This is a genomic window from Desulfobacula toluolica Tol2 (genome assembly GCF_000307105.1).
GTDB classification, from domain to species: Bacteria; Desulfobacterota; Desulfobacteria; order Desulfobacterales; family Desulfobacteraceae; genus Desulfobacula; species Desulfobacula toluolica.
Genome location: NC_018645.1, coordinates 4,050,660 through 4,068,958, shown reverse-complemented (window position 1 = coordinate 4,068,958; position 18,299 = coordinate 4,050,660). Strand labels below are relative to the sequence as shown.

Sequence of the window (18,299 nt, the reverse complement as noted above, 5' to 3'; positions counted from 1 at the left end):
ATGGTGGATGTGAATAATGGCAGTTAAAGAGATCATGCTTGATAATGTAACAAAAGATGCCACGCAGGAAGAAAAGCTTGCCGCTAAGTTTGTTAACTGTGTCATGAAAGACGGGAAAAAGAACGCAGCGCGTAAAGTTGTTAAAAATGCTTTGTTGATTGCAGAAGAAAAGATCGGCGAGCCTGCTTTGGATATATTAAAAAAAGCAATTGATAATATTAGGCCTGCGGTTGAAGTGAAATCCAGAAGAATCGGCGGATCAACCTATCAGGTGCCGACTGATATAAAACCTTCCAGGCAGACAGCGCTTGCTTTTCGCTGGTTGATTAACTTCAGCCGGAATCGTTCTGAAAAAGGCTATGCAAACAAACTGGCTTCAGAAGTCCTGGATGCTTATAACCAGCGTGGCGGGGCAATGAAGAAAAAGGAAGATACACACAAGATGGCAGAAGCCAACAAGGCATTTGCACATTTTCGGTGGTAACTAATATTTTGATATCCTGATAACATTCCGCAGGAGGAATTAACCAAGAGGAGTAAAGAGGATGGCTAAGGAGAAATTTGAGCGGACCAAGCCGCATGTGAACATAGGAACAATCGGTCATATTGACCATGGAAAGACTACGCTTACAGCAGCGATCACCAAACTTGCAGCAATGGGTGGTCATGGTACATATGTCCCGTTTGATGAGATTGACAAGGCGCCCGAGGAAAGAGAGCGTGGTATTACAATAGCAACAGCTCATGTGGAATACGAGACAGCCAATCGTCACTACGCACATGTGGACTGTCCCGGCCATGCTGACTATATTAAGAACATGATCACAGGGGCAGCCCAGATGGACGGTGCGGTTCTTGTGGTAAGTGCTGATGACGGTCCAATGCCGCAGACAAGAGAGCATATCCTTCTTGCCCGGCAGGTAGGTGTTCCCTCGATTGTTGTGTTTTTGAACAAATGCGACATGGTGGATGACGAAGAATTGATTGAGCTGGTTGAAATGGAGCTTCAGGAGCTTCTTGATACCTATGAATTTCCCGGCGACACAACACCGATTATCAGAGGCAGTGCGCTTAAGGCGCTTGAAGTGGAAAGTGCGGATGATGAAGCTGCCAAACCGATTTTTGAGCTTCTTGATGTTCTTGACTCTTATGTTGCAGAGCCTGAAAGAGATACCGCAAAACCATTTCTGATGCCCATTGAGGATGTATTCAGTATTTCGGGTCGTGGAACTGTTGTTACCGGAAGAATTGAACGTGGTATTATTAAAACCGGTGAAGAGGTTGAAATTGTCGGTATCAGGGATACTGCCAAAACAGTGTGTACCGGTGTTGAAATGTTCAGAAAACTTCTGGATGAGGGGCAGGCAGGCGATAATGTCGGGCTTCTGCTTCGCGGAACAAAACGTGACCAGGTTGAAAGAGGACAGGTTGTGGCCAAACCCGGAACCATTACTCCTCATACGAAATTCAAAGCAGAAATGTATGCATTGAGCAAAGAAGAAGGTGGTCGTCATACTCCGTTTTTCAGTGGTTACAGACCCCAGTTCTTTTTCAGAACAACAGATATTACGGGTGTTTTGACTCTTGACGAAGGCGTGGAAATGATCATGCCAGGGGATAATGCAACCATTAACGTGGAATTGATTAATCCCATTGCAATGGAAAAAGAACTCCGCTTTGCAATCAGAGAAGGTGGACGTACTGTTGGTGCCGGTGTTATCGGTGAAATTGTAGAATAAGTTAGGACGAACGATCTATCATGTTGAAAACAAAAATTAGGATCAGGCTTAAGGCATATGATCATAAACTTCTTGATCAGTCTTCGGTAGATATTGTTGATACTGCAAGGAAGAGTGGAGCCAAAATCGTAGGGCCGGTACCTCTTCCTACCAGGATAAACAAGTTTACCGTACTGCGTTCTCCCCATGTAAACAAAAAATCAAGGGAACAGTTTGAGATCAGAACGCATAAAAGAATGATGGATATTCTGGAACCCACCCAACAGACAGTTGACGCGTTAATGAAGCTTGATCTTTCACCGGGTGTGGATGTGGAAATTAAATTATAGTTCAATAACAGGAACCAATTATGAGCGCATTACTTGGAAAAAAAATCGGAATGACCAATGTGTTTTCCTCGGACGGAAAGCTTGTTCCTGTTACCGTTGTGCAGGTCGGACCATGTGTTGTTACACAGATTAAAACAATAGAATCTGATGGATACAATGCTCTTCAACTTGGATTTGATGAAAAACCGGTTGAGAAATTGAATAAGCCCATGGCCGGACATTTGAAGAAAGCAAGTGATAAAGGATTCCGTGTTTTAAAAGAGTTTAGAACCGATGATGTTGAAAGCGTTGAAGCAGGCGCTACTATCGGAATTGATATATTTACTGTTGGTGATAAGGTGAACATATCAGGTATTTCAAAAGGACGCGGTTTTCAGGGAACGATTAAACGACACGGTTTCCAACGCGGGCCTGAAACTCATGGTAGCAGAAATCATAGAAAACCAGGGTCTATTGGTAACAGCGCCTGGCCGGGAAAAGTTTTTAAGGGTAAGAAACTTCCAGGTCATATGGGTGTTAATCGAGAAACTGTAAAGAATCTTACAATCGTAGATATCAAGCATGACGATAACCTTCTGTTGGTAAAAGGCCCTGTACCGGGTTTTAAAACAGGAATATTGGAAGTTCGAAAAACTGATAAATAATTAAAAAAACAATCAGTTACGTATAAGACAAAAATGCGGCTATGGGTATTGCAAAGTTTATCGCAGTGATGCATAGCTGATCAAAATTTATGAGGAAGAATATGGCTACTGTAGATGTATTAAACAGTGCAGGTGAAAAGGTGTCTGAAACTCAGCTTCCTGATGAGATTTTCAAGACTTCCGTTAAAACAAGCGTTCTTCACCAGGTCGTGCGATCCCAGCTCGTTGCAAAACGGGAAGGGACTGCTGCGTCTAAGACCAGGGGTATGGTAAAGGGTAGTACAAGAAAGCTGTTTAGACAGAAAGGAACCGGTAATGCACGTGCCGGCAGTATTAAATCCCCTTTAAGAAAAGGTGGTGGTGTTATTTTTGGGCCGTCCCAAAGATCTTTTGCGATAAAAGTGCCCAAAAAAGTTAGAAAGCTGGCATTGAAAATGGCATTAAGTTCCAAGGTGGAAGAAAATACCATTACTGTGATTGATGATTTTAATCTTGAAACTATTAAAACCAAAGATCTGGCCAATGTACTCAAAACCTTATCGCTTTCAAATTTGTTGATTGTGTCTGATTCTGAGGATACAAATCTTTTGCTTTCCGCTAGAAATATTCCGGATATCAAGGTTATAAAGACCGAGGGTCTTAATGTATATGATATTTTAAAGTTTAAGAATCTTCTTTTGGTAGAGTCATCAATTAAAAATATCGAGGGGAGGTTGAGCTGATTATGGAACACTATGAAATTGTCAGAGGCCCTGTAGTAACTGAAAAAACAACCCTTCAAAAAGAATTAAACAACCAGGTGACGCTTAAAGTTGATAAAAGAGCCAACCGGGTACAAATCAAAGACGCTGTCGAGAAAAGTTTTAACACCAAGGTTAAGCAGGTCAGAACTATCAAGGTAAAAGGAAAAGTTAAACAGCGCGGTAAAATTATCGGCAAACGAAAAGACTGGAAAAAAGCCATAGTTACACTGATGCCAGGACAACGAATTGATTTTTTTGAAGGTGTTTAAAGAGGTATATATATGTCAACAATAATAAAGACAAAACCGACATCTCCAGGACGACGCTCTCAGGAATACCTTTCTTTTGAAGAAATTACCAAAACCAAGCCTGAAAGACGACTGACAAAGAACATAAACAAACGTGCCGGCCGAAATTCTTACGGAAGAATTACGGCTAAGCACAGAGGTGGCGGAGCAAAAAAGAAATATCGTATCATTGATTTTAAAAGAGATAAAGATGGTATCCCTGCAAAGGTATCTGCCATTGAATATGATCCGAACAGGAGTGCAAGAATTGCTCTTCTGGTTTATGCAGATGGTGAAAAAAGGTATATCCTGGCTCCTCTGGATGTGGCGGTCGGCGATATTCTTGAAACAGGATCCGGCGCTGATATAAAACCTGGTAATTGCATGCCGCTTGAGGATATTCCAACGGGTACAAGAATACATAATATCGAATTGAAACAAAATAAAGGTGGACAGATTGTCAGAAGCGCAGGTGCATATGCACGGCTTATGGCAAAAGAAGGCAGTTATGCGCAGGTTCTTCTTCCCTCTGGTGAAGTAAGAATGGTTCACCTGAAATGCAAGGCTACGATTGGCAGAGTGGGTAATGAAAAGCATGGTGATGTTAAGATCGGTAAAGCCGGTCGAAGCAGATGGATGGGAAGAAGACCGTCTGTTCGAGGAGTTGCCATGAACCCGGTTGATCATCCCATGGGCGGTGGTGAAGGAAGATCCTCCGGTGGTAGACAGCCCTGTACGCCTTGGGGTATTCCAACAAAAGGTAAGCGAACCAGGAAGAGTGCAAGAACAGATCAGTACATTGTTAAAAGAAGAGCTAAGAGAAAATAAATAGGTGGTAAATTATGCCAAGATCATTAAAAAAAGGTCCCTACATTGCACCTCAGCTTTTAAAAAAAGTGCTGGAAGCAAGTAAATCCACACGTAACAAAGTTATCAAGACCTGGTCACGCAGATCCACTATATTCCCTGAAATGGTCGGTGTCACATTTGCTGTGCATAACGGTAAAAAATTCATACCGGTTTTTGTTTCTGAAAATATGGTCGGACATAAGCTTGGTGAATTTTCACCTACAAGAACTTTCTGGGGGCATGCAGGAGATAAAAAATCCAAGAGATAAGCTCTTGTTTGATTAAAGGATATTGATATGGAAGTTAAAGCAACTACAAGACATACAAGAATTTCACCATTTAAGCTTAGGTTGCCCATTGCTGAAGTAAAAGGTAAAAATGCCGGACAAGCGCTGACATTGTTAAAATTCATGCCGCTCAAAGCTGCAGGTATTATTTATAAAACCTTGCAATCAGCTGTTGCAAATGCCGAGCATAACAATGAACTGGATGTGGATAAACTGGTTGTCAAGAATATTTTTGTTGATCACGGGCCGACCATGAAACGGTTCAGGCCGAGAGCCAGGGGTAGAGCAGCCAGAATTTTGAAACGAAGCAGTCATTTAACAGTTATTGTTGAAGAAACTGACAAATAGGAGGAAATAAGCTTGGGCCAGAAAGTACATCCTACCAGTTTAAGGTTAGGCATTATCAGGACTTGGGATTCCAGATGGTATGCAGACAAAGATTATGCCTCTTTTGTTGAAGAAGATTTTAAAGTCAGAAAATTTTTAAAAAAGAAACTCTTTCATGCAGGTATTTCAAAAATAGAAATCGAACGTTTTTCCAAACAGATTCGACTCAGGGTTTTTGCGGCAAGACCAGGTATAATAATCGGCAAGAAAGGGTCGGAGATTGCCCTTCTTAAGCAGGAACTTGAGAAAATGCTTGAACCTGCGGTGTTGATTGATATCAAAGAAGTCCGGCGCCCTGAAATTGATGCTCAGTTGGTAGCGGAGAATATTGCACTTCAACTTGAGAGAAGAATTGCATTTCGAAGAGCCATGAAACGAAGTGTGTCTTCGGCCATGCGGTTTGGTGCAAAAGGAATAAAAATTATTTGTGCCGGTCGTCTTGGTGGTGCTGAAATGGCTCGGACGGAATGGTACAAAGAAGGCCGTATTCCTCTTCACACCTTAAGGGCTGATGTTGATTACGGTTTTACCGAAGCAAGAACCACATACGGAGCCATTGGAATTAAAACTTTTGTATTTAAAGGCGAAGTATTAAGTCCCGGTGAACAAGCGTTGGTTAAATAGAGGTGATTAGGAGAAATAAAAAATGCTTAGTCCAAAAAATGTAAAATTCCGTAAACAGTTTCGCGGCAGGACAAAGGGTTCACCAGACAGGGGAAATACCTTAAGCTTTGGTGACTTCGGTCTACAGGCAATTGAATGCGGTTATGTTAATGCAAGACAGATTGAAGCAGCCAGGGTTGCATTGACCCGTCACGCTAAAAGAGCAGGAAAAAGCTGGATTCGATTTTTTCCTGATCATCCGGTTACAAAAAAACCGGCAGAAGTCAGGATGGGTAAAGGTAAAGGTGCTACGGATGCCTGGGTAGCCAGGGTGAAACCCGGCAAAATTCTTTATGAAATGGAAGGTATACCAAGAGAAGTTGCCAAAGAAGCCATGAAGCTCGCTGCCAGAAAACTTTCCGTGAAAACTCGTTTTGTGGAAAGGAGTAAATAAAATGAAAGTTAGTGAAATCAGAGAGATGGGAGCAGATCAGATTAAAGAAAAGCTTGGTGAATTAAAAAAAGAGCTTTTTAATCTTCGCTTTCAGAATGATGTCGGGCAGCTTGAGAATACAGCAACACTTTCCAATGTCAAAAAGGATATTGCAAGGCTTTACACGATATCCAATGAAATGAATGTAAACATTAGCTAATTTGCGAAGATATTACTATGGAAAATATTCAAAAAAATAAAAGAGAGCTGATTGGTCTTATTGTATCGGATAAAATGGATAAATCAGTGGTTGTTCAGGTCGAAAGATTTGTTCAACACAAGATTTATAAAAAATATATGAAACGATATAAAAAATACCATGCTCATGATGAGACAAATGAATGCAGAATCGGTGATACGGTTAAAATCATCGAAACCAGGCCTTTGAGCAAGCTGAAACGTTTCAGGATAAGTGAAGTCGTTAAAAGAGCTGTTTGATTAAGGGAGTTGAGAAATGATTCAGAGTGAAACTAGATTAACTGTAGCAGACAACTCCGGTGCAAAGGAACTGTACTGCATAAAGGTACTTGGCGGATCCAAAAGACGATATGCCAGCATTGGCGATATTATCACCTGCTCTGTTAAAGAAGCAATACCCAATGCAAAAGTCAGCAAAGGGGATATTGTTCAGGCCGTTATTGTCAGAACCAAAAAAGAAATATCCCGGCCTGATGGCTCAATGATCAGATTTGATGATAATTCAGCTGTAATTTTATCTAAATCAAACGAACCGGTTGGTACACGTATTTTTGGTCCGGTGGCAAGAGAGTTAAGGGCAAAAAGATTTATGAAAATCGTCTCTCTGGCTCCTGATGTGCTTTAACAATCAGGTTATTGGAGAAAAAATCTTATGGAAGCAATAAAAATTAGACTGAAAAAAGATGATAAGGTTAAAGTGCTGACCGGTAAAGATAAGGGAAAGATCGGTAAAGTACTGAAGGTCGTTAAAAAGACAAATCGGGTCGTTGTTGAAAATATTAATGTCGTTAAGGTTCATCAAAGGCCAACGCAGGCAAATCCACAAGGTGGTATTGTTGAAAAAACCATGCCGATTCATATTTCCAATCTCATGATTATGTGCAACTCATGTGTAAAGCCGACAAGAATTGGAATGAAATTATTGGAAGATGGAAAACGGGTCAGAATCTGCAAGAAATGCAGTCAGCAGATAGATTCATAAGACCAAAGGCGGAGAGAATAGATGGCAACTCTTAAGGAAAAGTATCATAACGAGGTTGTGCCCAAGCTCAAGGAAACTTTTAATTATAAAAATGAATTACAGGTACCTAAGCTGGAAAAAATCGTTTTAAACATGGGGCTTGGCGAAGCGGTCAGAAATCCAAAGATCGTTGATCCTGCAGCCGCCGAACTGGCGTTGATCGCCGGTCAGAAACCGGTAATTACAAGAGCAAAAAAACCGATTGCAAATTTTAAGCTTCGTGCTGATTTGCCTATTGGGTGCAAGGTTACCCTGCGCCGTCAAAAAATGTACGATTTTTTTGATCGGCTTGTAAATATCGCTTTACCACGTGTCAGGGACTTTAGAGGGATATCCGGAAAGGCTTTTGATGGCAGGGGTAATTATACTCTTGGTATTACCGAGCATATTATATTCCCTGAAATTGACTATGATAAGACCGACAGTATCAAGGGTCTTAATATTACAGTTGTGACGACAGCTAAAACCGATGAGGAAGGCAAGGCGCTCCTGAAATTTTTTGGGATGCCTTTCAAAAACTAAGGATCTTAAGGAGGAAAGCTTGGCTAAAAAAGCTTTAATCGTAAAGGCGCAGAGAAAACCAAAGTTTTCAGTACGTTCATACAACAGATGCCCCTTATGCGGTAGACCAAGAGGGTTTATTAGAAAAGCTGGTATTTGCAGAATTTGTTTCAGGGGACTTGCGTCAGAAGGTAAACTTCCCGGAGTTACCAAATCAAGTTGGTAACCAGCAAATTTTAACACAAAAAAATTATATCAGCGGATTTTAAGGAGATTTCAAATGGCAACTAGTGATCCAATTGCAGACATGCTGACAATCATAAGAAATGGTGGTAAAGCAGGGTTTGCTAAAGTGGATATCCCCGGATCAAAAATTAAATTGAAAATGGTGCGGGTGCTGAAAGAACAAGGATATATAAAGGATTTTAAATTCCTTGAAAATGAAACGCAAGGAGTTCTTCGTGTTTATTTAAAATATGTGTCTGAAGGACAGCCCACAATTTTTGGAATAAAAAGAGTGAGTAAACCGTCCTGCAGGGTTTACAGTAAATCAAAACAAATTAAGCCGGTTTTAAATGGGCTGGGCATATCAATTGTTTCAACCTCAAAAGGGTTGATGACGGATAAGCAGGCCATTGAAGCGAACGTCGGCGGTGAAATTCTTTGTAACGTATGGTAGTACAGGAGTAATATATATGTCTAGAATAGGAAAACAGCCGGTTCAGCTTCCAGATAAGGTCCAGTTCGCCCTGAAGGGTGATATGATTTCTGTTAAAGGACCCAAAGGTAATCTTGAGCGACAATTGCATCCGGCCATTGAACTTGAAATGAATGATGGTTTTGTAATGGTAACTACAGATACAAGTGATAAGAAAAAAGTGGCTTTGCAAGGGTTGTTCAGGTCCCTTATATCCAATATGGTAACCGGTGTTACTGCCGGTTATGAAAAGCAACTTCTCCTTTCCGGTATTGGTTATCGTGCAGAAACAAAAGGCAACAGTCTTATACTCAATGTAGGCTATTCCAATCCGGTCGATTTTAAAATTCCTGATGGAATCCAGGCGACTGTTGAAAAGAATACGCAAATTATTTTGACAGGTATAGATAAGGAGCTTCTTGGCCAGGTGGCGGCAAATATAAGAGATCTTAGACCTCCTGAGCCTTACAAAGGTAAAGGCATAATGTATTCGGACGAAAGAATCATTAGAAAAGCCGGTAAGACTGCTGGTAAAGATTAAAAGGCGGGAGTATAAAGATTATGGGAAATACATCACCAAGGCTTATATCAAGGCTTAAAAGAAAAAAAAGAATCAGGAAAAATATTCTTGGTAACCAGGATCGACCAAGATTGAGTGTATTCAGAAGTTCAAAACATATTTATGCTCAGATCATTGATGATACTGATCGGATTACACTTGTATCTGCATCTACACTTGATAAAGAATTTAATGAAAATAAGGCAGAGGGTAAAAAGGCTGAGATTGCAAAGGCAATCGGAATCCTTATCGGCAAGAGAGCTCTTGATAAAGGAATTACAAAAGTAGTTCTGGATAGAAATGGATTTTTATATCATGGCCGCATCAAAGCGCTTTCAGACGGAGCTCGCGAAGCCGGATTGATTTTCTAATTAAGGAGGAATACCCTTGGCAAGACAGCAGATGGAAGATAGTGGATTAATAGATAAAGTCGTCAGAATCAATCGTGTTGCAAAAGTTGTAAAAGGTGGTAGAAATTTCAGCTTCAGCGCACTTGTTGTGGTTGGTGACGGAGAAGGCAGTGTCGGGTATGGTCTGGGAAAAGCAACGGAAGTACCGGAAGCTATCAAAAAAGGCCTGGAAAAAGCAAAAAGAAATATGGTCAAAATTTCATTACTTGACGGTACTGTTCCTTTTGAAGTTATTGGTAAAGCAGGTGCAGGCCGAGTATTGCTTAAACCGGCTTCTCCTGGTACAGGTTTGATTGCTGGCGGTGGAATTCGTGCCGTCCTTGAGGCCGTCGGTGTAACCGATATCCTGACAAAATGTATCGGAACACATAACACCCAGAATATTGTTAGAGCTACAATGGCAGGGCTTCAATCTTTATGTACAAAGCAAGAAGTCGCAAAGCGTCGTGGACTTAGACCTGAAGATATATAATGAGGTTGTGAAAAATGGCTGGTAAAATTAGAATTACGCAAATCAGAAGCACAATAGGAAGACCGGCAAAACACGGTCGGATTATTCGTTCTCTGGGTATAAAAAAAATGAATTATACGGTTGAACATAATGCTGATCCGGTTATCCTGGGACAGGTTAAAAAAGTGTCTCACCTTGTGAAAGTAGAGGAGGTGTAATATGCAACTTCATGATTTAGCACCTGCACCAGGTTCCAGAAAAAACAGGAAAAAAGTCGGAAGAGGTCCTGGTTCGGGAATGGGCAAAACAAGTACCCGCGGCCATAAAGGCCTTAAAGCAAGATCCGGCGGCAGTGTCAGGCCGGGATTTGAAGGCGGCCAGATGCCGATTTACAGAAGACTTCCCAAAAGGGGATTCTTCAATATATTTAAAACAAACAATGCAGTCTTAAATGTAACAGATTTGGATAGATTTGAGGACGGTGCAATTATTGATATGGATGCCCTCAGAGAAGCCGGAATGGTAAAAGGTCGTGTTGACGGTGTTAAACTTCTTGGTAATGGTGAAACAACAAAGAAATTTTTCTTGAAAAATATTCTGGTTTCCAAAACTGCCAAAGAAAAAATTGAATCTGTCGGTGGAACAATAGAATAACCTTATCAGAAGTGATGTAAGGAACCAATAAATGATCGAGAATAGTTACCAGAATCTTTTTAAACTTCCTGAGCTTAAAAGAAAGATTTTTATTACACTCGCATTGCTTTTTGTTTACCGTATCGGTATCCATGTCCCAACACCCGGGGTTAACGGAGCTGCACTGGCTTCTTTCTTTGCTTCTGCCGAGGGCACCTTGTTTTCCATGTTTAATATGTTTTCAGGGGGTGCATTGGAAAGGCTTTCCATATTTGCATTAGGGATTATGCCTTATATCAGTGCTTCGATTATTTTAGAGCTGATGACAGTTGTTGTACCACACCTTGAACAACTTAAAAAAGAGGGCGATGCGGGCCGAAAAAAGAAAACTCAGTATACAAGATATGGAACAGTGGTTCTGAGTATTATCCAGGGCTTGGGCATCAGTGTTGGTCTTGAATCCATGACCTCACCTGCAGGTATTGCAATTGTTCCATACCCGGGATGGGGATTCAGGCTTGTTACCATTATAACACTGACAGCCGGGACTTCATTTATCATGTGGTTGGGAGAGCAGATTACCGAAAGAGGAATAGGAAATGGAATTTCCCTGATTATTTTTGCAGGTATTGTTGCAAGGATGCCGATAGCGATGGGTAATACAATACGACTTATGACAACTGGTGAAATGGGGATTTTTGCGATAATTATTCTTATTGTTCTCATGGTGATTGTTATTGCTGCAATTATATATATGGAACAGGCGCAGCGGCGCATACCCGTGCATTATGCAAAACGTGTTGTGGGGCGGAAAATGTATGGAGGACAAACTTCTCATCTTCCGCTTAAAATAAATACAGCCGGTGTAATCCCGCCTATTTTTGCTTCTTCCATTATTATGTTTCCTACGACTTTGGCACAATTTATCAATTTGCCGATTATGAAAACCGTAGCGGCAATGTTCAGCCCTGGAACAATTTGGTACTATCTTCTTTATATAGGATTTATTATTTTCTTTTGTTTTTTTTACACCGCTGTACAGTTTAATCCTGAAGATGTTGCTGAAAATATGAAAAAAAATGGTGGTTATATTCCGGGTATCAGGCCGGGGAAAAGAACATCCGAATACATTGATAAAGTGTTGACCCGCATTACTGTAGGTGGAGCAATTTATGTGTCTGCCGTGTGCGTTCTGCCAACCTTTTTAATGAGCAAGTTTAATATTCCGTTTTATTTTGGGGGTACGGCCCTTTTGATTGTTGTGGGGGTGTCAATTGATACCATTTCCCAGATAGAGTCCCATTTGATTACAGGTAATTATGACGGATTTCTGGGAAGATCCGGTGCCAAGAGAATAAAAGGCAGATCCTGATTTGAACACTAAAACTAAAGGAGATTAATAAGATTATGGCAAAAGAAGAACCCATCAAAGTTGACGGGAAAGTACTTGAAACATTACCAAATGCCATGTTCAGAGTTGAGCTGGAAAACAAGCATGTACTGCTTGCTCATATTTCAGGCAAAATGAGAATGCATTTTATTAAGATCTTACCAGGAGACAGGGTGACGGTTGAAATTTCACCTTATGATTTAAGTCGGGGAAGGATTACATATAGATATAAATAAATATTATATTTTATTTAAGATATAAAAATATTAGATTAGGAGTAAATGGATGAAAGTCAGAGCATCTGTAAAAAAAATCTGCAGAGATTGTAAAGTTATAAAAAGACGTGGTGTCATAAGAGTGATTTGTATTAATAAACGCCATAAACAGCGGCAGGGATAGGGGGGAAGAAATTTGGCACGTATCGCAGGAGTAGATTTACCAAGAGATAAGCATGCTTGGATAGCTTTAACCTATATCTATGGAATAGGTGCAAGCAGATCAAAGCTAATACTTGCAAAAACAGGTATTGATCCTACTACAAAGGCAAATGACCTTACAGAAGAACAGGTTAATGAGATAAGAAAAGTCATTGATGCTGAGTATAAGGTTGAAGGTGAACTTAGAAGTGAAGTGTCCATGAATATTAAAAGGCTTATGGATTTAGGTTGTTACAGAGGGTTACGTCATCGTAAAGGCCTTCCCTGTCATGGTCAGCGAACCAGTACAAACGCCAGAACACGAAAAGGTCCAAAAAGGACTGCGGTTAAAAAGAAAAAGTAGGATAATCTAAAAAGGTACTATTAATTATGGCAAAAAAGTCTAAAAAAGTTGTGTCCAAAAAACGGGTTAGAAAGAACATTTCTACCGGCATTGTTCATATTCAATCCACTTTTAATAATACAATCGTTACCATTGCCGATGAAAACGGAAACACTATTTCATGGTCAAGTGCTGGTATGCAGGGATTTAAAGGCTCAAGAAAAAGCACTCCATTTGCCGCAAAACTGGTTGCAGAAGATGCAGGTGCCAAAGCAATGGAACACGGTATGAAAAATATCGGTGTATTTGTTAAAGGCCCGGGGCCTGGTAGGGAATCTGCTTTAAGAGCCTTGCATGCGCTTGGATTCAATATATCCATGATCAAAGATGTTACCCCGGTTCCTCATAATGGATGCCGTCCGCCAAAAAGAAGAAGGGTATAAGAATACTCGTTTGATAAAGGAGAAAAAACATTGTCACGTTATAGAGGTTCTGTTTGCCGACAATGCAGACGCGAAAATATGAAACTTTTTTTGAAAGGCGACAGATGCTTTTCAGATAAATGCAGTTTTGATAGAAGAGGCTATCCCCCCGGACAGCATGGGCAAAGAAGAAGTAAATTGTCAGATTACGGGATTCAGCTCAGAGAAAAACAAAAAGTCAGAAGGCTTTACGGAATTTCAGAAAAACAGTTTAGAATTTCTTTTAGAAAAGCGGACAAACGAAAAGGAATTACAGGGACAAACCTGTTGAGTCTTTTGGAAACACGTTTGGATAATACTGTTTTTAGAATGGGATTTGTTAATTCTAGAAATCAGGGTCGACATTTTGTAAAGCATAATCATTTTGTGGTAAATGGTAAAAAAGTAAATATACCGTCTTATCAGGTTAAAAAAGGTGATGTGATCGAACTTCGAGAGAAAAGTAAAAAAATTCAGGCTATTTCAGATTCCCTGGATGCTATTGTTCGACGCGGGATCCCTCAATGGCTTGAAATCAATAAAGAAAATTTCAAAGGCGAAGTTGTAGGCGTTCCTGCACGAGAAGATATCACGCTTCCTATTCAGGAACAATTGATTGTAGAGCTTTATTCAAAGTAAGCAGACCTTTGACATGGTTTGTCAAATATTTATATCAGGAGATATGAATGTCATCTGAAAAACTTGCATATGTGAACTGGCGAGAGATGATCAAGCCGGAGAAGCTTGACGTTACCACAACTTCAACATATGGTAAATTTGTATGTGAACCCCTTGAAAGGGGGTACGGTATTACTATCGGGAACTCTCTGCGGCGTATTATTCTTTCATCCATATATGGCGCGGCCATTGTATCCGTTAAATTTGATGATGCTCTTCATGAATATAGTGTGATATCCGATGTTAGAGAAGATGTTTCCGAAATAATTTTAAACCTTAAAGAGCTGAAGCTCAAGGTTGACGACACTGAAGATAAAATATTAACACTGAATCTAAAAGGTGAGAGAGAGGTCACGGGTGCAGATATTGTAAGCCCGGACGGCAAGGTTGAAATTCTTAATTCTGAACAGCATATTGCCACTATTTCTAGAAATGGTGTGCTAAACATGACCATGGTTGTAAAAACTGGAAAAGGATATGCTCTTTCTTCGGCCAATAAAGATGAGGATGCCCCAATCGGAACTATCCCAATTGACAGTGTGTTTTCCCCCATTAAGCGTGTTAAATATGTTGTGGGAACTTCCAGGATCGGACAGAAAACCGACTATGATAAGCTTACCCTTGAAGTTTGGACGGATGGTTCCGTAACACCTGATGATTCGGTTGCATATGCTGCCAAAATTCTCAAAGAGCAGATGAATCCATTTATCAATTTTGATGAAGACATGGAACCTGATCATGTTGAAGAAAGTTCAGAAGACAAGGATATCGGCATTAACGAGAATATTTACAGATCTGTGGATGAGCTTGAATTATCTGTCAGAAGTTCCAATTGTTTGAAAAACGCTAAAATCGATACTATTTATCAATTGGTTCAAAAAACGGACGGTGAAATGCTGAAAACCAAAAATTTTGGTAGAAAATCCTTAAATGAAATAAAGGAAGTTCTTACTACCATGGAACTTTCACTGGGTATGGACCTTGAAGGTTTTGAACCACCACCAGAAGATTCAGATGAGAACAATCAGGAAGGAGAATAATATTCCATGAAACATAGAAAATCAGTATTAAAATTGAACAGGACCTCAAGTCATAGAAAGGCTATGTTCAGAAACATGGTAACTTCTCTGTTCAAACACGATAAAATTAAAACAACCGAAGCAAAGGCAAAAGGCTTAAGATCAATTGCAGACAAAATGGTCACTCTTGCAAAAAGAGGGGATTTACATGCCAGAAGACAAGCGCTTGCAGTTATTCGGGAAAAAGATGTTGTTCATACATTATTTAATGAAGTAGCAGAGAAGTTTAATTCAAGACAGGGTGGTTATACAAGAATTATCAAATTAGGCCCCAGAAAAGGGGATGTTGCTCCAATGGTACAGATTGAATTGATTTTTGACTGATAGAGCTATTGTTGTAAATTTTAAAGAGAAATAAAATCCCTGGCTGGTAAATCTTGCCAGGGTTTTTTTTCCTTTATATCTATCCTTTGACATATATTTAAATCTCCATATCTATCTGCTTAGGATCAATTTCCCTTTTAGCATACTGTTTATAAATGCCGGCATTCATAAACAGTTCATAAATATCCCTGTCAATCTGATTGTCTTTTTGCATAAACTCCAGAATCTTTATTGCCTTGGACAGGTTCATGGGTTCCCGATAAGGCCTGTCCTTTGCAGTTAAAGCTTCAAAGATGTCTGCAATTGCAATAATTCGTGATTGAATAGCCAATTGTTCACCTGAAAAGCCATTTGGATACCCTTTTCCATCAGGTCTTTCATGATGATTTGATGCGAATTCCGATACTCGGGAAAGTTCATCAGGGAATGGTAACTCTCCTGTAATCTTTTGTGTAACCTTAGCATGATTTTCAATAATTAAACGTTCCTTATCAGTTAGAGTTCCTTTTTGAATACAAAGGTTTTCGACCTCATCATCATTCAAAAACGGGAAAGATTTATTATTAAAAACATATCTTTTGTTCCCGATTTTTTTTATTCGGGCTATGTTTTCTTCCGGCATAAAATCACCGGTATTATTACAGGATTTGATAAAATTTAAATCTTGCCTCAATGAATCAACTGTAAGTTGAAATTTTTTTTCCAGTTGCTTGATATGTGATTCAATATGACCTTCTTTATTTAACAATTCAATTTTTTCATTAAGATGATCTTTTTGAATCAGTGTTTCAATTAACTGGAATCTTGTTTCAACAAGATCAATTCTGTCTATGATTTTTTCAAGCTTAGTGGCCTTGTCAATAAGATATTCCGGGACAGTGATTTTCCCCACATCATGCATCCATGCTGCTATTCTCAGCTCCTCAAGTTCATCTGCATTAAAAACAATATCGATAAATTTTTCATTATCACTTTTGTTGATTTCTTTTGCTATCAGCATACTTAAATCAACCACACGTCTGATATGTCCACCAGTATAAGGAGATTTTTCATCAATAGCAGCAGCCATGCTTGTAATAAAAGCTGAAATCAGCTCTTTAAGATTTTGAATCAATTGTGCATTCGTAAGAGCAACGGCAGCCAAAGATGCAATGGATGTTATTAAATATTCATCGTACGAAGAAAAATTAATAATTTCATTTGTTTCAATATCCTGAGAATTGATCAGTTGCAGAACACCAATAATGTTATTTTTATGATTTTTCAACGGAATAACGAGCATTGACTTAGTGCGATATCCTGTGATGGCATCATATTTTTTAGGACCGGATAAATCAAAAATACCCTTTACATCATATACATCATTGATATTCACACTTTTGCCCATGATAGCAACATAAGAAGAAACATTTTTCAAATTTTGTTCATTATTAATTTCTAAAGGGACCGGTGGTAAAACGCATTCATTTCCATCGTTTTCACCTATCCGTATATTCATGGAATAGTTTCTCACGATTTTAAAATTCAGTTGTTTTTTTTTTTTGTCGAGTACATATAAAGAGCCTGCATCGGCATTAGAGATCTCCATAACATTATCTAACATTATTTCAAGCAGCTTATTGATATCTTTTTCCGAAGAAAGAGCCATACCAATTTTAATTAATTTGTCAATATGACTATTATTGTTTAAATTTTTATCAAATATCTGTTTTTTTATAGTATTTCTCATAACCACTTTAATACCTTTAGATTATCCAATGATTATCAACATTTTTATTTCTTATTCTCTATTGTCTGTAACAAGGTAAAGGAGGCTAATCAAGCATAATGTTTAAAATTGTCAAAACGATAATGTAAATATTTGCCTTAGTAATTCATGAGTTAATTTTTCAGCAAAACTCTAAAATTTGTTATTAAGGGATATATCCAGATATCTTTGATGGGAACACTAATTTTTTTTAGGCTGTCCAAGTTTTCCACGCCCTTTAGTTTTTCCAATATTTTTCCACTTTGCAGCTTTATAACAAGTGCCTGCAAATTTATTTTTTTTGCACAAAAGATTCTAACAATATCGGCCGGATCTTATATCTATTTTCCCAATCATCCGGGAGATAACGAGCCATTAAAGAAAAAATTTTTGATGCAAGGTTTTTTGCTTGAATCCACTGCCCTGTGTAATCTACAAATAAACAACCGAACGGCTGACCCATAGCCACCAGCGATTGGCAATTTTATCGTCAACGGTTTCAAAAACTTTCCAAGTGTAACAGCCTGTCGTGGTAGTTTCTGAGATCTTAAAATCAGATAACTCAGCTATAAAAAAAATAAAATCGACAACATTATTTTAAAAAAAGAATTGACTTCCGTTATTTCTGACAATATTATCGTCTAAATAATTAATACTATGAATGAGCGCGATATTTCATCCCGGTTTACGAATAATTACTGATTCTTTATCAAAAAATCCAGGATTTTCACTGGATCATAAAATTTTTTTTATGATTAGGCTCTTAATATTTCGTTATAATTCTTGATTATGGAATAACCTTAAACGCCAATCAGATGCATTCTTTGATGAAAGATTAACAGCCGATACCGGGCATTTTTTCAAACAGCTGAATGATTATGTCGAAAAAATGCCTTTTCCAGTATCCCCGGGACACTTTTCCGGGGATACTGGAAAAGGCCTGTCATAACAACTATGAAAATTCGGGCAGTATTGAAAAAATCGCCACACCTTATCCGATATAATCATAGCCCTAAAAACATACTTTTCG

General features: G+C 39.1%; 33 protein-coding genes. 32 read left to right on the top strand and 1 reads right to left on the bottom strand.

Annotated elements, in window-relative coordinates:
* Window positions 1-16 precede the first annotated feature (16 nt).
* From rpsG to rplQ, 31 genes are all read left to right on the top strand, one after another.
* Entirely contained in the window at window positions 17-484 is a 468-nt protein-coding gene (rpsG, locus tag TOL2_RS18570; protein WP_014958832.1) for a 30S ribosomal protein S7, read from the top strand.
* 61 nt (window positions 485-545) lie between these two features.
* Window positions 546-1,739 carry an elongation factor Tu gene (gene tuf, locus TOL2_RS18565; RefSeq protein ID WP_014958831.1) on the top strand — a complete coding sequence of 398 codons (1,194 nt, stop codon included), beginning with the start codon at window positions 546-548 and terminating at the stop codon, window positions 1,737-1,739.
* Between the two features lie 20 nt (window positions 1,740-1,759).
* Window positions 1,760-2,068, top strand: coding sequence for a 30S ribosomal protein S10 (gene rpsJ / locus TOL2_RS18560; RefSeq protein ID WP_014958830.1), 309 nt, complete (start codon window positions 1,760-1,762; stop codon window positions 2,066-2,068).
* A gap of 17 nt (window positions 2,069-2,085) precedes the next feature.
* Window positions 2,086-2,712, top strand: a complete 627-nt coding sequence (rplC, locus tag TOL2_RS18555; RefSeq protein WP_083863772.1) for a 50S ribosomal protein L3 — start codon at window positions 2,086-2,088, stop codon at window positions 2,710-2,712.
* 101 nt (window positions 2,713-2,813) lie between these two features.
* Window positions 2,814-3,434 carry a 50S ribosomal protein L4 gene (gene rplD, locus TOL2_RS18550; RefSeq protein WP_014958828.1) on the top strand — a complete coding sequence of 207 codons (621 nt, stop codon included), beginning with the start codon at window positions 2,814-2,816 and terminating at the stop codon, window positions 3,432-3,434.
* Window positions 3,435-3,436: 2 nt separating this feature from the next.
* A complete protein-coding gene (gene rplW, locus TOL2_RS18545; RefSeq protein WP_014958827.1) occupies window positions 3,437-3,724 on the top strand; it encodes a 50S ribosomal protein L23 in 288 nt (95 codons plus the stop codon).
* 12 nt (window positions 3,725-3,736) lie between these two features.
* Window positions 3,737-4,570 carry a 50S ribosomal protein L2 gene (gene rplB, locus TOL2_RS18540; protein ID WP_014958826.1) on the top strand — a complete coding sequence of 278 codons (834 nt, stop codon included), beginning with the start codon at window positions 3,737-3,739 and terminating at the stop codon, window positions 4,568-4,570.
* Between the two features lie 14 nt (window positions 4,571-4,584).
* Window positions 4,585-4,860 carry a 30S ribosomal protein S19 gene (gene rpsS / locus TOL2_RS18535; RefSeq protein ID WP_014958825.1) on the top strand — a complete coding sequence of 92 codons (276 nt, stop codon included), beginning with the start codon at window positions 4,585-4,587 and terminating at the stop codon, window positions 4,858-4,860.
* Between the two features lie 27 nt (window positions 4,861-4,887).
* On the top strand, window positions 4,888-5,226 hold the full coding sequence (gene rplV, locus TOL2_RS18530; protein ID WP_014958824.1) for a 50S ribosomal protein L22: 339 nt from the start codon (window positions 4,888-4,890) through the stop codon (window positions 5,224-5,226).
* A 12-nt stretch (window positions 5,227-5,238) separates the two neighbouring features.
* On the top strand, window positions 5,239-5,889 hold the full coding sequence (gene rpsC / locus TOL2_RS18525) for a 30S ribosomal protein S3 (RefSeq protein WP_014958823.1): 651 nt from the start codon (window positions 5,239-5,241) through the stop codon (window positions 5,887-5,889).
* 22 nt (window positions 5,890-5,911) lie between these two features.
* A complete protein-coding gene (gene rplP, locus TOL2_RS18520; protein ID WP_014958822.1) occupies window positions 5,912-6,322 on the top strand; it encodes a 50S ribosomal protein L16 in 411 nt (136 codons plus the stop codon).
* 1 nt (window position 6,323) lies between these two features.
* On the top strand, window positions 6,324-6,521 hold the full coding sequence (rpmC, locus tag TOL2_RS18515; protein WP_014958821.1) for a 50S ribosomal protein L29: 198 nt from the start codon (window positions 6,324-6,326) through the stop codon (window positions 6,519-6,521).
* A 17-nt stretch (window positions 6,522-6,538) separates the two neighbouring features.
* Complete coding sequence (gene rpsQ, locus TOL2_RS18510; RefSeq protein WP_014958820.1) at window positions 6,539-6,799, top strand: 30S ribosomal protein S17; 261 nt, start codon at window positions 6,539-6,541, stop codon at window positions 6,797-6,799.
* Between the two features lie 16 nt (window positions 6,800-6,815).
* Window positions 6,816-7,184 carry a 50S ribosomal protein L14 gene (gene rplN / locus TOL2_RS18505; RefSeq protein WP_014958819.1) on the top strand — a complete coding sequence of 123 codons (369 nt, stop codon included), beginning with the start codon at window positions 6,816-6,818 and terminating at the stop codon, window positions 7,182-7,184.
* A gap of 27 nt (window positions 7,185-7,211) precedes the next feature.
* Window positions 7,212-7,541 (top strand): 50S ribosomal protein L24, encoded by a 330-nt coding sequence (gene rplX, locus TOL2_RS18500; RefSeq protein WP_014958818.1) that lies wholly within the window; start codon window positions 7,212-7,214, stop codon window positions 7,539-7,541.
* Between the two features lie 21 nt (window positions 7,542-7,562).
* Window positions 7,563-8,102, top strand: a complete 540-nt coding sequence (rplE, locus tag TOL2_RS18495) for a 50S ribosomal protein L5 (protein ID WP_014958817.1) — start codon at window positions 7,563-7,565, stop codon at window positions 8,100-8,102.
* Complete coding sequence (locus TOL2_RS24375) at window positions 8,080-8,307, top strand: type Z 30S ribosomal protein S14 (RefSeq protein ID WP_456297554.1); 228 nt, start codon at window positions 8,080-8,082, stop codon at window positions 8,305-8,307. The genes rplE and TOL2_RS24375 overlap by 23 nt, the downstream gene beginning before the upstream one ends.
* Window positions 8,308-8,361: 54 nt before the next feature.
* Window positions 8,362-8,760 (top strand): 30S ribosomal protein S8, encoded by a 399-nt coding sequence (gene rpsH / locus TOL2_RS18490; RefSeq protein ID WP_014958815.1) that lies wholly within the window; start codon window positions 8,362-8,364, stop codon window positions 8,758-8,760.
* 16 nt (window positions 8,761-8,776) lie between these two features.
* Window positions 8,777-9,319 carry a 50S ribosomal protein L6 gene (rplF, locus tag TOL2_RS18485; RefSeq protein ID WP_014958814.1) on the top strand — a complete coding sequence of 181 codons (543 nt, stop codon included), beginning with the start codon at window positions 8,777-8,779 and terminating at the stop codon, window positions 9,317-9,319.
* 20 nt (window positions 9,320-9,339) lie between these two features.
* Window positions 9,340-9,708, top strand: coding sequence for a 50S ribosomal protein L18 (rplR, locus tag TOL2_RS18480; RefSeq protein ID WP_014958813.1), 369 nt, complete (start codon window positions 9,340-9,342; stop codon window positions 9,706-9,708).
* Between the two features lie 31 nt (window positions 9,709-9,739).
* Window positions 9,740-10,219, top strand: a complete 480-nt coding sequence (gene rpsE, locus TOL2_RS18475) for a 30S ribosomal protein S5 (RefSeq protein ID WP_035222739.1) — start codon at window positions 9,740-9,742, stop codon at window positions 10,217-10,219.
* Between the two features lie 14 nt (window positions 10,220-10,233).
* Window positions 10,234-10,416 carry a 50S ribosomal protein L30 gene (gene rpmD / locus TOL2_RS18470; RefSeq protein ID WP_014958811.1) on the top strand — a complete coding sequence of 61 codons (183 nt, stop codon included), beginning with the start codon at window positions 10,234-10,236 and terminating at the stop codon, window positions 10,414-10,416.
* A gap of 1 nt (window position 10,417) precedes the next feature.
* On the top strand, window positions 10,418-10,852 hold the full coding sequence (rplO, locus tag TOL2_RS18465; protein ID WP_014958810.1) for a 50S ribosomal protein L15: 435 nt from the start codon (window positions 10,418-10,420) through the stop codon (window positions 10,850-10,852).
* 31 nt (window positions 10,853-10,883) lie between these two features.
* Window positions 10,884-12,203, top strand: a complete 1,320-nt coding sequence (gene secY, locus TOL2_RS18460) for a preprotein translocase subunit SecY (protein WP_014958809.1) — start codon at window positions 10,884-10,886, stop codon at window positions 12,201-12,203.
* Window positions 12,204-12,238: 35 nt separating this feature from the next.
* Window positions 12,239-12,457 (top strand): translation initiation factor IF-1, encoded by a 219-nt coding sequence (infA, locus tag TOL2_RS18455; protein ID WP_014958808.1) that lies wholly within the window; start codon window positions 12,239-12,241, stop codon window positions 12,455-12,457.
* Between the two features lie 49 nt (window positions 12,458-12,506).
* On the top strand, window positions 12,507-12,620 hold the full coding sequence (gene rpmJ / locus TOL2_RS18450) for a 50S ribosomal protein L36 (RefSeq protein WP_041279618.1): 114 nt from the start codon (window positions 12,507-12,509) through the stop codon (window positions 12,618-12,620).
* A gap of 12 nt (window positions 12,621-12,632) precedes the next feature.
* Window positions 12,633-13,001, top strand: coding sequence for a 30S ribosomal protein S13 (gene rpsM / locus TOL2_RS18445; protein WP_014958806.1), 369 nt, complete (start codon window positions 12,633-12,635; stop codon window positions 12,999-13,001).
* A gap of 26 nt (window positions 13,002-13,027) precedes the next feature.
* A complete protein-coding gene (gene rpsK, locus TOL2_RS18440) occupies window positions 13,028-13,423 on the top strand; it encodes a 30S ribosomal protein S11 (protein ID WP_014958805.1) in 396 nt (131 codons plus the stop codon).
* Between the two features lie 30 nt (window positions 13,424-13,453).
* On the top strand, window positions 13,454-14,080 hold the full coding sequence (gene rpsD, locus TOL2_RS18435; protein WP_014958804.1) for a 30S ribosomal protein S4: 627 nt from the start codon (window positions 13,454-13,456) through the stop codon (window positions 14,078-14,080).
* Between the two features lie 47 nt (window positions 14,081-14,127).
* Complete coding sequence (locus TOL2_RS18430) at window positions 14,128-15,159, top strand: DNA-directed RNA polymerase subunit alpha (RefSeq protein ID WP_014958803.1); 1,032 nt, start codon at window positions 14,128-14,130, stop codon at window positions 15,157-15,159.
* Window positions 15,160-15,165: 6 nt separating this feature from the next.
* On the top strand, window positions 15,166-15,522 hold the full coding sequence (gene rplQ, locus TOL2_RS18425; protein WP_014958802.1) for a 50S ribosomal protein L17: 357 nt from the start codon (window positions 15,166-15,168) through the stop codon (window positions 15,520-15,522).
* 97 nt (window positions 15,523-15,619) lie between these two features.
* Here rplQ and TOL2_RS18420 read toward each other — a convergent pair whose 3' ends face one another.
* A complete protein-coding gene (locus TOL2_RS18420; protein ID WP_014958801.1) occupies window positions 15,620-17,251 on the bottom strand; it encodes an HD family phosphohydrolase in 1,632 nt (543 codons plus the stop codon).
* An 896-nt stretch (window positions 17,252-18,147) separates the two neighbouring features.
* Between TOL2_RS18420 and TOL2_RS25820 the strand changes: the two genes are divergently transcribed.
* A complete protein-coding gene (locus TOL2_RS25820) occupies window positions 18,148-18,273 on the top strand; it encodes a hypothetical protein (protein WP_269764182.1) in 126 nt (41 codons plus the stop codon).
* Window positions 18,274-18,299 lie beyond the last annotated feature (26 nt).